The organism is Bacillus sp. z33 (assembly GCF_058313615.1).
The window spans coordinates 14,366-30,634 of record NZ_JBZFQN010000003.1; the positions used below are offsets into that span (position 1 = coordinate 14,366).

General features: G+C 37.7%; 16 protein-coding genes. 15 read left to right on the forward strand and 1 reads right to left on the reverse strand.

Annotated features, from left to right (window positions below):
* The first annotated feature begins 9 nt into the window (after window positions 1-9).
* The 5 genes from mnmG (at window position 10) to AC4G3L_RS11970 (ending at window position 5,424) form a co-directional block, all read left to right on the forward strand.
* Entirely contained in the window at window positions 10-1,899 is a 1,890-nt protein-coding gene (mnmG, locus tag AC4G3L_RS11950; RefSeq protein ID WP_491077212.1) for a tRNA uridine-5-carboxymethylaminomethyl(34) synthesis enzyme MnmG, read from the forward strand.
* An 11-nt stretch (window positions 1,900-1,910) separates the two neighbouring features.
* Window positions 1,911-2,627 (forward strand): 16S rRNA (guanine(527)-N(7))-methyltransferase RsmG, encoded by a 717-nt coding sequence (rsmG, locus tag AC4G3L_RS11955; RefSeq protein ID WP_491077213.1) that lies wholly within the window; start codon window positions 1,911-1,913, stop codon window positions 2,625-2,627.
* A 139-nt stretch (window positions 2,628-2,766) separates the two neighbouring features.
* Window positions 2,767-3,648 carry a nucleoid occlusion protein gene (noc, locus tag AC4G3L_RS11960; RefSeq protein ID WP_491077214.1) on the forward strand — a complete coding sequence of 294 codons (882 nt, stop codon included), beginning with the start codon at window positions 2,767-2,769 and terminating at the stop codon, window positions 3,646-3,648.
* 179 nt (window positions 3,649-3,827) lie between these two features.
* The gene (locus AC4G3L_RS11965; RefSeq protein ID WP_491077215.1) at window positions 3,828-4,589 is read left to right on the forward strand and encodes a ParA family protein; all 762 of its coding nucleotides are present in this window, start codon (window positions 3,828-3,830) and stop codon (window positions 4,587-4,589) included.
* A complete protein-coding gene (locus AC4G3L_RS11970; RefSeq protein ID WP_491077216.1) occupies window positions 4,582-5,424 on the forward strand; it encodes a ParB/RepB/Spo0J family partition protein in 843 nt (280 codons plus the stop codon). The genes AC4G3L_RS11965 and AC4G3L_RS11970 overlap by 8 nt, the downstream gene beginning before the upstream one ends.
* A gap of 31 nt (window positions 5,425-5,455) precedes the next feature.
* On the opposite strand, the gene yyaC is transcribed toward AC4G3L_RS11970, so the two are convergent.
* A complete protein-coding gene (gene yyaC, locus AC4G3L_RS11975) occupies window positions 5,456-6,091 on the reverse strand; it encodes a spore protease YyaC (protein ID WP_491077217.1) in 636 nt (211 codons plus the stop codon).
* 603 nt (window positions 6,092-6,694) lie between these two features.
* Here yyaC and AC4G3L_RS11980 point away from each other — a divergent pair.
* The 10 genes from AC4G3L_RS11980 to yycF all read left to right on the forward strand — a co-directional run bounded on the left by AC4G3L_RS11980 (window position 6,695) and on the right by yycF (window position 16,268).
* Window positions 6,695-6,892, forward strand: coding sequence for a DUF951 domain-containing protein (locus tag AC4G3L_RS11980; protein WP_491077218.1), 198 nt, complete (start codon window positions 6,695-6,697; stop codon window positions 6,890-6,892).
* A 176-nt stretch (window positions 6,893-7,068) separates the two neighbouring features.
* Window positions 7,069-8,169 (forward strand): redox-regulated ATPase YchF, encoded by a 1,101-nt coding sequence (gene ychF, locus AC4G3L_RS11985; protein WP_491077219.1) that lies wholly within the window; start codon window positions 7,069-7,071, stop codon window positions 8,167-8,169.
* Between the two features lie 143 nt (window positions 8,170-8,312).
* Entirely contained in the window at window positions 8,313-8,603 is a 291-nt protein-coding gene (rpsF, locus tag AC4G3L_RS11990) for a 30S ribosomal protein S6 (RefSeq protein WP_491077220.1), read from the forward strand.
* A gap of 61 nt (window positions 8,604-8,664) precedes the next feature.
* Complete coding sequence (gene ssb, locus AC4G3L_RS11995; protein ID WP_491077221.1) at window positions 8,665-9,171, forward strand: single-stranded DNA-binding protein; 507 nt, start codon at window positions 8,665-8,667, stop codon at window positions 9,169-9,171.
* 52 nt (window positions 9,172-9,223) lie between these two features.
* Entirely contained in the window at window positions 9,224-9,466 is a 243-nt protein-coding gene (gene rpsR / locus AC4G3L_RS12000; RefSeq protein WP_066109691.1) for a 30S ribosomal protein S18, read from the forward strand.
* A 362-nt stretch (window positions 9,467-9,828) separates the two neighbouring features.
* Window positions 9,829-11,802: a DHH family phosphoesterase gene (locus AC4G3L_RS12005; protein WP_491077222.1), complete on the forward strand. Its 1,974-nt coding sequence runs from the start codon at window positions 9,829-9,831 to the stop codon at window positions 11,800-11,802.
* Complete coding sequence (rplI, locus tag AC4G3L_RS12010) at window positions 11,799-12,245, forward strand: 50S ribosomal protein L9 (RefSeq protein ID WP_491077223.1); 447 nt, start codon at window positions 11,799-11,801, stop codon at window positions 12,243-12,245. Before AC4G3L_RS12005 ends, rplI begins: the two co-directional genes overlap by 4 nt.
* 219 nt (window positions 12,246-12,464) lie before the next feature.
* Window positions 12,465-13,829 (forward strand): replicative DNA helicase, encoded by a 1,365-nt coding sequence (dnaB, locus tag AC4G3L_RS12015; protein ID WP_491077224.1) that lies wholly within the window; start codon window positions 12,465-12,467, stop codon window positions 13,827-13,829.
* 176 nt (window positions 13,830-14,005) lie between these two features.
* The gene (locus tag AC4G3L_RS12020; protein WP_491077225.1) at window positions 14,006-15,295 is read left to right on the forward strand and encodes an adenylosuccinate synthase; all 1,290 of its coding nucleotides are present in this window, start codon (window positions 14,006-14,008) and stop codon (window positions 15,293-15,295) included.
* 262 nt (window positions 15,296-15,557) lie between these two features.
* Window positions 15,558-16,268, forward strand: coding sequence for a response regulator YycF (gene yycF / locus AC4G3L_RS12025; protein WP_491077226.1), 711 nt, complete (start codon window positions 15,558-15,560; stop codon window positions 16,266-16,268).
* Window position 16,269 lies beyond the last annotated feature (1 nt).

The following is a 16,269-nucleotide window of genomic DNA, read 5'->3' on the forward strand; positions in this document are numbered from 1 at the left end:
AGGTAAACTATGGCATATCATGCTGGTGAATTTGATGTAATAGTAATAGGCGCAGGACATGCAGGCTGTGAAGCAGGTTTGGCCGCAGCCAGACAAGGGGCTAAAACACTTGTATTAACGATTAATTTGGATATGGTTGCGTTCATGCCCTGCAATCCTTCAGTGGGAGGACCTGCAAAAGGGATTGTAGTCAGAGAGATTGATGCTCTGGGCGGTGAAATGGGCCGCAATATTGATAAGACCCATATTCAAATGAGGATGCTCAATACGGGTAAAGGACCGGCTGTTCGTGCGTTAAGAGCACAGGCTGATAAATTTGCTTACCAGAACGAAATGAAAAAAACTCTTGAAAACGAAAAAAATCTAACCTTAATGCAAGGGATGGTAGACCGGTTATTAATTGAGGATGGAGAATGTAAAGGTGTTATAACGCAGACAGGCGCGATCTATCATTCAAAAGCAGTTGTCATCACAACAGGTACTTTTTTACGTGGTGAAATTATTTTAGGAGAACTAAAATACTCCAGCGGTCCAAATAATCAGCAGCCATCCATTAAGCTCTCAGAACATCTAGAAGAACTCGGATTGGATTTGGTTCGTTTCAAAACTGGTACACCCCCAAGGGTAAACGGTGATACAATTGACTATAATAAAACTGAAATACAGCCGGGCGATGATATACCAAGGGCCTTTTCTTTCGAAACAACAGCCTTTATCACGGACCAATTGCCATGCTGGCTTACGTACACGAACGAAGGAACACATACAATTATAGATAATAATTTACACCGTTCTCCGATGTATTCTGGAATGATCAAGGGAACTGGACCGCGTTATTGCCCATCAATAGAAGATAAAGTCGTTCGCTTTAATGATAAGCCTCGCCATCAAATCTTCCTTGAGCCTGAAGGCAGGAATACGAATGAAGTATATGTACAAGGACTATCTACAAGTTTGCCGGAAGATGTGCAAAAAGAAATACTTGCGACTATCCCGGGACTCGAAAATGTCCAAATGATGCGTCCTGGCTATGCTATTGAGTATGATGCAATCGTACCGACACAGCTCTGGCCAACTTTAGAAACGAAGAAAATCAAAAACTTATATACAGCTGGGCAAATCAATGGCACTTCAGGTTATGAAGAAGCTGCTGGTCAGGGCTTAATGGCAGGTATTAACGCTGGCCGCAGAGCTCTGAATGAAGAAGAGATTATTCTGAGCCGTTCGGATGCTTATATAGGGGTTCTGATTGATGACTTGGTAACAAAAGGTACAAATGAGCCATACAGATTGTTGACATCCCGTGCTGAATACCGTTTATTGCTGAGACATGATAATGCTGACTTGAGGTTAACAGAAATAGGTTATCGCATTGGATTGATCAGCGAGGATCGTTATGAACGCTTCTTAACCAAAAAACAAGCCATTCAGAATGAAATCGGAAGGCTTGCTACTACTATTATTAAGCCGAATGAAACCACTCAATCCTATTTAAGAGAATGGGCTAGCAGTGAGCTGAAGGATGGGATACGCGGCAATGAACTGTTGCGACGGACAGAATTGACATACAAGCACATCAGCCAATTAATCCCCTCTGATATTGAAATATCGGACGATGTAGCTGAGCAGGTGGAGATACAGATTAAATATGAGGGATACATTGAAAAATCCATTCAGCAAGTTGAAAGGCTGAAAAAGATGGAAAATAAGAGAATCCCTGATTTTATTGATTATGATGACATCACGGGGTTAGCTTCAGAAGCACGCCAGAAATTGAAACAGGTACGTCCATTATCAATGGCACAGGCTTCCCGTATATCAGGAGTAAACCCAGCCGATATTTCTATATTGCTTGTTTATATTGAACAAGGTAAGATTGCAAAAATACCCCATAACTAAGAGGTAAATACATGAATATATCTGAATTTAAAAATGCATTGGAGGAGAAGGGGATTGCTCTTTCTCCTTCTCAGCTTGAGCAATTCGAAACATATTTTAAACTGTTGGTAGAATGGAATGAAAAAGTTAACCTGACAGCTATTACAGATAAAGAAGAAGTTTATTTAAAACATTTCTATGATTCAATTTCGCCATCATTCTTTATTGATTTTAATCAGGATCTATCTTTATGTGATGTTGGAGCTGGAGCGGGATTCCCAAGCATACCGTTAAAAATATGCTTCCCATCCATTAAATTATCAATTGTAGATTCTCTAAACAAACGAATTAATTTCTTAAAAACGTTAACAGATGAATTGAATCTACAGGATGTAAGTCTATATCATGATCGCGCAGAGACATTCGGGAAATTAGCAGAACACCGTGAAAAATACGATTTTGTTACAGCCAGAGCGGTTGCCAGATTATCCGTATTGAGTGAGCTATGCCTTCCTTTAGTAAAAAAAGGAGGAAAATTCATCGCCTTAAAAGGGGCAGGTGCTGATGATGAAGTATTGGCAGGTAAAAAAGCTTTGACCATTCTAGGTGGTAAAATGAATAAAGACTTCTATTTCCAACTGCCTAAGGAAGATAGTCAACGTCATATTATTTTGATAGACAAAGTAAAGGACACACCAAAAAAATATCCACGTAAACCAGGAACACCGAATAAGCAACCATTAGAATAAACTTTATTGAGACGGATATTCTAAAAGACGGTATAATAAAGATAGTCATTACCAAATAATGAGACAGTTGGAATTCATATTTCTATGATTTTTTCCAATATATTAAGCTAGTTGGAAGTTTTTTAAAGGTGGTGTAGGGATGACAAAACATCCTTTTTCACGTTTTTTTGGACTTGGAGATAAAGAAGAAAATGTAGACAGGGAATCAGAAATTGCGTTAGTAAAGGAAGAAATAAACCGCGACGAAATCCATAAATTACCAATTTCTTCAATCGTTCCAAATCGTTTTCAACCAAGAAGCATTTTCGATGATGAAAAAATTGAAGAACTTGCTCTGACTATAGAGACACACGGCATTATACAGCCGATTGTAGTCAGGGAGATTCATAATGGCCAATTCGAAATTATTGCTGGTGAGCGCCGATACAGGGCTATAAGTAAATTGGGTTGGGATAAGATTCCGGCCATTATTAATAATCTCTCAGATACTGAAACAGCTTCCGTAGCATTAATTGAGAACCTTCAACGTGAAGAATTATCACCTATTGAAGAAGCTGTAGCCTATAGCAAGTTGATTGAATTACATCAATTGACCCAGGAAGGCTTGGCAAACAGGCTTGGAATAGGCCAATCTACGGTTGCTAATAAAATTAGGTTATTAAAATTACCGCAGGTGGTTCAGAACGCGGTCATGCAAAAGACAATTACAGAGAGACATGCACGTTCCTTAATTCCTTTGAAAGATTCTGAAAAACAATCAAAGCTTGTTGAAGAGATCATTGAGAAAGGGCTGAATGTGAAACAGACAGAAGAACGGGTCAGCAAACTGCTCTCAGCAGATGAAGACAAAAAGCCGCGTGCGATCCGAAAAGCATTCAGTAAGGATATGAGAATAGCGGTGAATACCATCCGCCAATCTATGAGCATGGTAAAGGATAATGGAATTAATTTAGACTCAGAAGAAGCGGAATTTGATGATTTTTATCAAATTACCATCCGCATTCCTAAAAAAAATAAATAATAGATTCATTTATTAGTAAATTGGCAATCCAGTAGGTTGCCATTTTTTTATAATTACCTTTATTTTTACATGAATCGATATTTTCTCTACAATATTTTAAATATATGAACTTTGAAAAAAAGAAACATGTTAAAATAGAAACGTTATAAGTCTGAATGTAAAGTGAGGCAGGTGACAACATGGGAAAAGTAATATCTATTGCAAACCAAAAAGGAGGAGTTGGTAAAACAACAACTTCCGTCAATTTGGGGGCCTGCTTGGCGTACATAGGAAAGAAAGTTTTGCTAGTCGATGTTGACCCACAAGGAAACGCGACCAGCGGAGTAGGGATTGAGAAAGCTGATGTAGAACAATGCATTTATGATGTGCTTATCGATGATGTTGAGGTTGCTGACGTTATTAAGGCAACAAAAGTTGAAAACTTAGATGTCATACCAGCTACTATTCAACTTGCAGGTGCTGAGATAGAATTGGTGCCTACAATATCCAGAGAAGTACGCCTGAAAAGAGCGTTAGAAGCAGTTACTGATCAGTATGATTATATTATTATTGATTGTCCTCCATCTTTAGGTTTATTGACTCTCAATTCCCTGACAGCATCTGATGCTGTACTTATACCTGTGCAATGTGAATACTACGCCCTTGAAGGCCTCAGTCAATTACTTAATACAGTTAGATTAGTTCAGAAACATTTGAACCATGATTTAAAAATAGAGGGAGTACTATTAACGATGCTTGATGCTCGTACAAATCTGGGTATACAAGTCATTGAAGAGGTTAAGAAGTACTTCCAGGATAAAGTATATAAGACAATCATCCCGCGTACCGTACGTTTAAGTGAAGCACCAAGTCATGGTGAACCGATTATTATTTATGATCCTAAGTCACGCGGAGCGGAAGTATATATAGATTTGGCAAAGGAAGTGGTTGCGAATGGGTAAAGGACTGGGAAAAGGCCTTGATGCCCTTATTACTAATATGGAAGTCAGCAAAGAAGAAATAGTGCAAGAAATTTCGATTAAAAGTTTGCGGCCAAATCCATACCAACCGAGAAAATCCTTCCAGCCTGAAGCTATTGAGGAACTGAAAAATTCAATTTTACAACACGGAATTCTTCAGCCTCTTATTGTGCGAAAAAGCAGTATAAAGGGATATGAGATTGTTGCAGGGGAAAGGCGCTTTCGTGCAGCAAAAGAAGCAAAATTAAAATCCGTCCCTGCTGTAGTTCGTCAATTTGATGATCGGCAGATGATGGAACTGGCTCTACTGGAAAACCTTCAAAGAGAGGATTTAAATCCAGTGGAGGAGGGGGCTGCTTATCAGTCCTTATTGAGAAATCTTGATATCACACAAGAAGAATTGGCAAAGAGAATGGGGAAAAGTCGTCCTCATATAGCCAATCATATTCGTCTTTTATCTTTACCTGTACAGATACAGGATTATATTTCTCAAGGTAAATTATCAATGGGACACGGAAGAGCGTTGCTCGGTTTGAAAGCTAAAAAGGAAATTAACCCTTTAGCGGATAAAGTAATCAAGGATAATCTCAATGTCAGGCAACTAGAGGGGATTATTCAAAACCTAAATGCGAGTGTTCCACGTGAAACAAAGCGAGTGCCTTCCAAGGATATCTTTATCCAAGAAAGAGAAAATCTTTTAAGGGAACGATTTGGAACTTCTGTAACCATAAAACAGAATAAAAAGAGAGGGAAAATAGAAATAGAATTTTTCTCTCAGGAAGATTTGGAAAGACTCCTGGAAATTTTAGATAAATAAAAAACCATTTAAAATGGTTTTTTATTTATAACTATAGATTATCATGTATTTTTTCCTCATCGAAACTCCAATTAAAGGTAGTAGTTAAAGGATTGGCATGATTATAGGCTAATCCAGCTAAATAGATACCTTTAGTAATTGCTTTAGCCATTTTTAAAACCAGATTTAATCGGGTATTCTGTAAAACAAAATATTCCATAAATCCACTAACGTTCACAATTCCAGTAATATGGGCTTCTCCTACATCGGGCAATTCTTTATTTACACCGGCACCAGGCTTTACGGGCCCTTTACCAACCTGGATGATACCTACACTTTTAACTCTGCCAAGACAAGCATCTATCCCAATAATAAATGGATCTTCATGTGTACTGTGAATGTAATCGAGCTTTCCCTTTAAATTAACAGCATGGATTGGGTCCTCTAAAGTACCATATACATAAAAGTTGGGCAGCGTTTTTTCACTTATCAATGTTCCAATTAAGGGACCAAGTGAATCCCCAGTTGAACGGTCAGTACCAATACAAACTATTACAATAGGACGTACTTTATGAGTAGGGAGGATCGTTAGTAATTCTCTAGAAATAACATGGTGGGCATTCTCTTCCTCATAAGATATTCGATTTGCTGTGTTGCGTTGGTCAAAAAAAGAAGGCCTCATGTTCATAATTACCACTCCTCTGCAAAAGTACTATCAGTATACGGAAAAAAAGGGATTTTTATACACTTAACTTTAGAATAAATGGCATGATTACAAATCCTATGCCCTTTTTAAACTGTGAAGGGATAAGATTGAATCCTTCTATAAATGCACACTTTAAAGTACTGATTTAACTATTTTATAAAATGCTATATCACACGATTGATTTATCATTTGTATACCCAACAGATTGGAATAAGAAAACATTGTGATAAATGATGTAAGCAGGTATATTGAATGATTATGATTGAATAAATTATATTAAGATAATTTATTCAATCACATCATCTTATTCATGATCGGATAAATGTATCTCTATCAGAAGTAAAACTCCACAGTTATTGTTTTCAAATTTTTTAATTCCCAGTTGCAATTCCTTGTATTATAACAAGATGCTGATGGTTGAAGATGGGAAGTTTATTGTAAAAGCTAGATCGTGAAATCATAAGAGGAAAGGTAAAGAAAAAGGAGGGTCATTCTGGTTTTTGGTTTTAATTGGAGGTCTGGCTATATGCTGATATAATTCATTGGTATAATGGGTAAAGTTTAGATATTGGAGGATTAGGAGCTATGGATGATAAGGATTTTGAAATAAATGATATAGTTGAAATGAAAAAACCTCATCCATGTGGTGTTAACCGCTGGAAAATTATTAGGTTGGGTATGGATGTCCGGATAAAGTGCGAAGGGTGTGGCCACAGTGTCATGTTGCCTCGCAAAGATTTTGTCAGGAAGATGAAAAAGATAGTGGAGAAACACGAAGCCTAAATTGAGTAAGCTTATTATGCAGCGAGTATGCTATCATATAAAGGGTCATGCATGTACTTAAATGAACAAGAGCGGCTTGTCTTTTAGAAGACTTGTCACTATAATTGGTAAAGGTTTATCACATATAATCTATTTATATATACATTTAAAATGTTTTCACATAAGGAGTGAATGATGTGGCATTAACAGCCGGAATAGTAGGATTGCCTAACGTAGGAAAGTCTACTCTCTTTAATGCAATAACTCAGGCAGGAGCAGAATCCGCCAACTATCCATTTTGTACAATTGATCCCAATGTAGGGATTGTTGAGGTACCGGATTATAGATTACAAAAGCTGACGGAACTTGTAGTTCCTAAAAAAACAGTTCCGACTGCTTTTGAATTTACGGATATTGCAGGTATTGTAAAAGGGGCAAGTAAAGGTGAAGGGTTGGGGAACAAATTCCTTTCCCATATCCGACAGGTAGATGCGATATGCCATGTAGTAAGATGTTTTGCTGATGAGAATATTACCCATGTTTCAGGTAAAGTGAATCCAATTGATGATATTGAAACCATTAATTTGGAATTAATTCTAGCAGATATGGAGACAGTTGAGAAACGAATCGATCGTGTTGGGAAATTAGCAAAACAAAAAGATAAAGAAGCCGTTGTTGAATATGAAGTTCTTTCCTTACTGAAAGAAGCATTTGAAGCGGAAAAACCGGCGAGGGCAGTAGAATTCACCGATGAACAGCTGAAAATAGTGAAAGGATTGCATCTCCTCACTATCAAACCAGTTTTATATGTTGCTAATGTTGATGAAGATGAAATAGCTGATGCTTCTGATAATGAATATGTGCGTCAGGTACGTGAATTTGCAGCTTCTGAAAATGCTGAAGTAATCGTGATTTGTGCCAAAATTGAATCTGAAATTGCAGAGCTCGATGGAGAGGAAAAAGCAATGTTCCTTGAAGAACTTGGTATAGAAGAGTCTGGATTGGATCAGTTGATTCGCACTTCCTATCATTTGCTTGGGTTGGCGACTTATTTTACGGCGGGTGTACAAGAGGTGCGCGCATGGACTTTCCGAAAAGGGATGAAGGCTCCACAGTGTGCCGGAATTATTCACTCTGACTTTGAACGCGGATTTATTCGAGCAGAAATTGTATCATATGATGATCTAATGGCAGCCGGTTCAATGAATGCTGCGAAAGAAGCAGGGAAAGTTAGACTAGAAGGAAAAGAATATGAAGTGAAGGATGGAGATATTATTCACTTCCGTTTTAATGTATAAACCAAGAGGACCGGTTATCAAACTGGTCCTTTAACTGTTATTGCAAATTTATCAGATATATGATATACTTTTTACTTGTGAGTAATTGTAAATAATTGCTCCTTGCCCATTAGGGCCGTTTAGACCAAAAGGAGGTGACAGTGATGACAAAATACGAAATTATGTATATCATCCGTCCAAACATTGAGGAAGATAGCAAAAAAGCTGTAGTTGAGCGTTTTAATGGAATTTTAGCTAACAAAGGTGCTGAAGTTCTTGAAACAAAAGACTGGGGAAAACGCCGTCTTGCTTATGAAATCAATGATTTCCGTGATGGATATTACACAATTAACAAAATCCAAGCTGAAAATGCTGAGGCTGTTCAAGAATTTGACCGTCTTGCTAAAATCAGTGAAGATATCATCCGTCATATTGTAGTTAAAGAAGAAGAGTAAGATTGATTGAACATAAATTGTTTCACATGGAACAATTTTCTAATATTAGGAGTTGATTCTGTTGATAAACCGTGTCATTTTGGTAGGTCGTTTAACGAAGGATCCTGATCTCCGCTATACTCCAAACGGTGTTCCTGTTGCAACCTTTACATTAGCAGTAAATCGTCCATTTTCTAACCAACAAGGTGAACGGGAAACAGATTTTATTAACTGTGTAGTTTGGCGACGCCAAGCGGAAAATGCAGCTAATTTTCTGAAAAAGGGTAATCTTGCTGGAGTGGATGGACGTATTCAAACTCGTAATTATGAAGGTCAGGATGGAAAACGTGTATATGTAACAGAAGTGTTGGCAGAAAGCGTACAATTCCTAGAGCCCAAAGGTGCATCTTCTGGCGAAAAAAGCAGCGGAAGCCAATATGGTGGTAATGATACTAATCCATTTGGCCAGGGGAATAACAACCAAAACCAGAATCAACGGAAGGATAGTAATTATACGAAAATAGATGATGATCCATTCAGCAGTAATGGACAAACCATTGATATTTCGGATGATGACCTTCCATTCTAACATTGATAATTCGAACGGAAAAAAATATATATAATGAAAAGGAGTGAATAATATGGCAGGCGGACGCAGAGGCGGACGTGCAAAACGCCGTAAAGTTTGTTATTTCACAGCAAACGGCATTACGCACATCGACTATAAAGATGTAGATCTTCTTAAAAAGTTTATCTCTGAGCGTGGAAAAATTCTTCCACGTCGTGTAACTGGAACAAGCGCTAAGTACCAACGTAGATTGACTATCGCAATCAAACGTGCTCGTACTATGGCTCTTCTACCATTCGTAGCAGAGGAAAAATAAGATTTTACAAACAAGAAACGGAAAGGATACTCCTTTCCGTTTTTTAATTGTATTTAGGGAATGAAAATGAAAATAAAGATCCTATAATTAAGAGGGAAAGTTCAAAAAGGTAAACATTATTTTTGAATACTATTTAAAAATAGTAAATACTTTGAATTGAGTGTCTTGTTTTTTGTCTATCATATTATTTATACTATATAATATTCTTTATTTTTATTTTTAGTTTTAAACAGATACAATGAAGGGTATTAATTCTTCGCTGCGTGAAGGTAATTTATTACCATGTTGGTCATAATGGAGTTTTATCAAGTATAATGATAAGTAATACATAAATTGATCCACTTTGTTTAGGAGCTGAATCTATGCCATCTTATTTAAACAGGCAAGTGATCCGTTATCCCATCTATGCATTATTGGTTGTATCTTTAGTGATTATCGGAGTTCTTGCTTATTATAATTGGGTATTTGCGATAGTAGCTTCTTTGCTTTTTGGCTTGTTTTTCTTTCTAATATTAAAAATCGAATTTGGGATACAAAGAGAAACGGAAATCTATATTTCCACTCTCTCCTATCGATTAAAAAAAGTAGGGGAAGAAGCTCTTTTAGAAATGCCAATAGGTATTCTACTTTTCAATGAGGAATATGTAATTGAATGGACCAACCCCTATTTGGCAAGATGCCTACAGGAAGATACACTGGTTGGTAAGGATTTATCTGAGGTTGCTGAATCTTTGATACCTTTGGTGAAAAGAGAAGAAAGCGAAGATATTATAGCAATTTATACCCGCAATTTTCGAATCGTTCATAAACCGGAGGAGAGATTATTATATTTCTTTGACGTTACGGAACAAACAGAAATTGAAAAAATGTACGAAGAGGAACGAACCGTTATCGGTATTATTTATTTGGATAATTATGATGATGTGACACAAGGAATGGATGACCAACGTAAAAGCAGCTTAAATAGTTTTGTAACCTCTTTATTAAATAATTGGGCTAAAGATTATGGAGTATTTTTAAAGAGAATTTCATCTGATCGCTTTATTGCTATTTTTAGTGAAAGCATACTGGATCAATTGGAAAAAACAAAGTTCTCCATATTAGATGATGTGCGAGAAACGACAGCCAAACAAAACGTACCTTTAACACTCAGTATTGGAGTGGGCAGTGGAGTTTCTGCTCTACCTGATCTTGGAAGCATCGCTCAATCAAGCTTGGATCTGGCCTTGGGAAGAGGCGGAGATCAGGTTGCTATAAAGCTTCCGAATGGTAAGGTAAAATTCTATGGCGGAAAAACAAACCCTATGGAGAAACGAACAAGGGTACGTGCACGAGTTATCTCACATGCATTGCGGGATTTAATTGCTGATAGTGATAAAGTTATTATCATGGGTCATAAATTCCCTGATATGGATGCTATTGGATCTTCATTGGGGATATTGAAAATTGCTGAAATGAATAATCGTGAAGGTTATATTATTCTTGATAGAAATGAGCTGGACTCCAGTGTTAAACGACTTCTTTCTGAAGTGAAGCAAAAGCCTGAATTAGATTCCAGGTTCATCTCGCCTGAAAGTGGTGTTGAGTTAGTAACCGACAAAACATTACTGGTTATCGTAGATACACATAAACCAAGCATGGTTATTGAGGAAAGACTGGTCTCTCGAACAGAAAAAATTGTCGTGATTGACCATCATAGACGCGGTGAAGAGTTTATTGATAACTCTCTCCTTGTTTATATGGAGCCATACGCATCATCAACAGCTGAATTAGTAACCGAGCTAATTGAGTATCAGCCGAAGCGCGTAAGGGTGGGTATGCTGGAAGCAACCGCTTTGCTGGCAGGTATCATAGTAGACACAAAATCTTTTACCTTTAGAACAGGTTCCAGAACGTTCGATGCAGCTTCATTTTTAAGAGGACATGGTGCGGATACAGTTCTGGTGCAAAAGCTCCTTAAAGAAGATGTGGCGACTTACTTGAAACGTGCGAAGCTGATAGAAGATGTTTATTTGTATCGTGATGGGATTGCCATCGCCCATGGTGAGATTGATGACTTTGCAGATCAGGTTTTAATTGCCCAGGCTGCCGATACATTGTTAACAATGGATGGAGTAATTGCATCATTTGTTTTATCAAAAAAATCAGAAACAACCATTGGTATCAGTGCAAGGTCTCTCGGTGACATAAATGTTCAAGTCATTATGGAACGCTTAGGAGGCGGAGGGCATTTAACAAATGCGGCAACGCAACTGGATGAAAAATCAATAGAAAAAGCAGAAGAAATGCTAAAAAATGCTATTGATGAGCTATATGAAGGAGGCACAAGTACATGAGAGTAATATTTTTAAAAGATGTTAAAGGAAAAGGCAAAAAAGGTGAAATTAAAAATGTCGCAGATGGATATGCACATAATTTCCTTTTGAAACAAGGATTAGCAGTAGAAGCAACTGGTGGCAGTATAAAAACCTTGGAAAATCAGAAAAATAAAGAGAAGCAACTGGCAGCTGAAGAATTAGAGAATGCAAAAAAATTAAAAGTGCAATTAGAAAAGCTTACAATTGATTTGAAGGTTAAAACTGGTGAGGGCGGCAGAATATTTGGTTCAATCACCAGCAAACAAATCGCTGATGAATTGGAAAAACAACATAAGCATAAAATTGATAAACGCAAGATTGAGTTAGAGGATGCGATTCGTTCACTTGGTTACACAAAGGTTCCAGTTAAGCTCCATCATGAGGTAACTGCAACATTAAATGTCCATGTAAAAGAACAATAGAAGAATATTTCTCGGGAAATAATTTTATTAAAAAAGTGATGAAAGGCTTTCTAGCTGATTTCATCACTTTTTTTTAGTAAGATAGAACTTACAAATATGGACGGAAAAAAATTTCCTATACCTATTCTCATCATTTCCATATACAATAGAAGAGCAATCCATTCTATTTGATGAGATAAATACACGATTACGTTTAACTATATAAAGGGGGTTTGCCGAATGAATGAGCTCTTTACTGATTTGGTTCCACCGCAAAATGTTGAGGCGGAACAAGCGGTTTTAGGAGCAATTTTTCTTGTGCCTTCCTCTTTAATACTTGCTTCTGAGATTTTAATCCCAGAGGATTTTTATAGAAGTGCACATCAAAAAATCTTCCTTGTTATGTTGAAGCTAAATGATAAAGGAAAAGCTGTTGATTTACTTACAGTAACAGAGGAACTAAGTGCAACAAAGCAACTTGAAGAGGTTGGGGGAGTTCCCTACTTAACTGAATTGGCTGCATCTGTACCTACAGCTGCCAATATAGAGTATTATGCCCGAATTGTTGAAGAAAAGTCGGTCTTGCGGAGATTAATTAATACAGCAACCGGCATTGTGCAGGATGGGTATTCCCGTGAAGATGAAGTGGAAAATCTTTTGGGTGAAGCGGAAAAAAGTATCATGGAGGTTGCCTCTCGTAAAAATGCAGGGGCCTTCCATAATATTAAGGACGTTTTAGTTCGTACTTACGATAATATTGAATTGCTGCATAACCGCGTTGGGGATGTGACCGGAATCCCTACAGGCTTTAGTGATTTAGATCGAATGACGGCAGGCTTTCAGCGAAATGATCTGATTATCGTAGCAGCCCGTCCCTCAGTTGGTAAGACAGCATTTGCCCTTAATATTGCCCAAAATGTCGCTACAAAAACTGATGAAAATGTAGCGATTTTCAGCTTGGAGATGGGTGCAGAGCAATTGGTTATGCGTATGCTTTGTGCGGAGGGCAATATTAATGCTCAAAACCTCAGAACAGGTTCCCTGACAGATGAAGACTGGCGCAAATTGACGTTAGCGATGGGTAGCTTATCAAATACAGGAATTTATATTGATGATACTCCAGGTATCAGAATTAGTGAGATTCGCTCAAAATGCCGGCGTTTAAAACAAGAACATGGCCTTGGCATGATTTTGATTGATTATCTCCAGCTTATTCAGGGAAATGGAAGATCAGGAGAAAACAGACAGCAGGAAGTTTCGGAAATCTCCCGTTCCCTTAAAGCTCTTGCAAGGGAGCTTGAGGTTCCAGTGATTGCCCTTTCTCAGCTTTCCCGGGGTGTTGAGCAGCGTCAGGATAAGCGTCCGATGATGTCCGATATTCGTGAGTCAGGAAGTATTGAGCAAGATGCTGATATTGTAGCTTTCCTCTACAGGGAAGACTACTATGATAAAGAAACAGAAAACCAGAATGTGATCGAAATCATCATTGCGAAACAGAGGAATGGCCCAGTTGGAACGGTTCAGCTGGCATTCGTAAAAGAATATAATAAGTTCGTCAACTTAGAACGAAGATTCCAGGATGATGCTATCCCGTCTGGAGCATAATATGTAAAAGACCCACCTTAAATTGGTGGGCTTATTTATTTTCCTATACACGAACATATATTGGAACTATTATATAAATGTTCGTGTTTAACTTGAAATTACCGGTTATAATTGATACACTTAATTTGTTTGTAATCCAAATGCAAGATGTTGGTAAATTAGTGGAGGTGTACAGAATGTCTTCAGTCGTAGTAGTAGGTACACAATGGGGAGACGAAGGTAAAGGAAAGATTACTGATTTCCTTTCAGAAAATGCAGAAGTGATTGCCAGATATCAAGGCGGAAATAATGCAGGACATACAATAAAATTTAATGGTGAAACATATAAACTCCATTTGATTCCCTCAGGTATTTTCTATAAGGATAAAATATCTGTAATCGGTAATGGTATGGTCGTTGATCCAAAAGCACTTATTAAAGAGCTATCTTATCTGCACGATCGCGGAGTGTCCACAGATAATTTACGTATCAGCAACAGAGCTCATGTAATTCTTCCGTATCATCTGAAACTGGATGAGGTAGAAGAAGAGAGAAAAGGAAATAATAAAATAGGTACTACTAAAAAGGGTATTGGACCAGCTTATATGGATAAAGCGGCACGTATCGGAATCCGAATTGCCGATTTATTAGATAAAGAAGTATTCGAAGAGAAACTGAAAAGAAATCTGGAAGAGAAAAACAGAATGCTGGAACTTTTCTATGAAACAGAAGGCTTTACGATGGATGATTTCTTTGAAGAATATTATGAATATGGTCAGCAAATTAAACAATATGTATGTGATACCTCTGTTGTATTAAATGATGCTTTAGATGAAGGACGCCGTGTTTTATTTGAAGGTGCACAAGGGGTAATGCTTGATATTGATCAAGGTACTTATCCATTTGTAACATCATCCAACCCAGTTGCAGGTGGCGTTACAATCGGTTCCGGAGTCGGGCCATCTAAAATTAATCATGTGGTGGGTGTGTGTAAAGCATACACAACACGTGTAGGAGATGGACCATTCCCAACTGAACTTGATGACGAAATCGGCAATCAAATTCGTGAAGTGGGAAGAGAGTATGGCACTACTACGGGCCGTCCAAGAAGGGTAGGCTGGTTTGATAGTGTGGTAGTTCGCCATGCACGCCGTGTCAGTGGAATCACAGATCTATCTCTTAACTCAATTGATGTTTTAACAGGCATCGAGACATTAAAAATATGTGTTGCTTATCGACACAAGGGAAAAGTAATGGAGGAATTCCCAGCGAGTCTTAAAGTATTGGCAGAATGTGAACCAATCTATGAAGAGCTTCCAGGTTGGACAGAAGATATCACGGGAGTGAAGACATTGTCTGAGCTGCCAGCTAATGCAAGGACCTATTTAGAAAGGGTATCCCAATTATCCGGTATTCCATTATCGATCTTTTCGGTAGGACCAGATCGCAATCAAACGAATATCATTCGCAACCCATACGGTATATAAAAAACTGGCTGACAGACAAAATGTTTGTCAGCCTTTTACTAAATGAATCACTTGTGCTCTGGATTTAATATAAAACATTTCAGGATTAGATATGAGTCTAATCCTTTTTAGTATACAAGATTGCCTATATCTGGGATTTTATTTTTAAAAGATGACCTGTTTTAATAGAAATGGTAAAGTAGGTTTAAGAGAGTCTAACAACAAAGTGACATTCTGATGACGTTCATATATATATTTTATTATGAAAAGGGAGAAACAGACTATGGATAAAAAGATATTAGTTGTAGACGATGAAAAACCCATTGCAGATATATTACAGTTTAATTTAAAAAAAGAGGGGTTTGAGGTGCATTGTGCCTATGATGGTAATGATGCCATTAGACTGGTAGAAGAGCTGCAGCCAGATTTGATTTTATTAGATATCATGCTTCCTCAACAGGACGGAATGGAAGTTTGCAGAGAAGTGCGCAAAAAATATGACATGCCAATTATTATGTTGACGGCAAAAGATTCTGAAATAGATAAAGTGTTGGGTCTTGAGTTAGGTGCAGACGACTATGTGACAAAGCCTTTCAGTACCCGTGAATTAATTGCGCGTGTTAAAGCAAATTTACGCCGGCAGAAGCATGCTGCAAATCAGCAGGAAGATAACACGGAAACAAATGAAATTACGATTGGCCATCTGGTTATACACCCTGATTCCTATATGGTATCCAAAAGGGGAGAAACCATAGAATTAACTCACAGGGAATTTGAGTTACTCTTTTATCTGGCTAAACATATTGGCCAGGTAATGACAAGGGAGCACCTTCTGCAGACAGTATGGGGATATGATTACTATGGGGATGTAAGAACAGTCGATGTAACGGTTAGACGCCTACGCGAGAAAATAGAAGATAATCCAAGTCATCCTGCATGGATTGTTACTAGAAGAGGAGTTGGATACTACCTCCGTCATCCTGAACAGGAGTAAA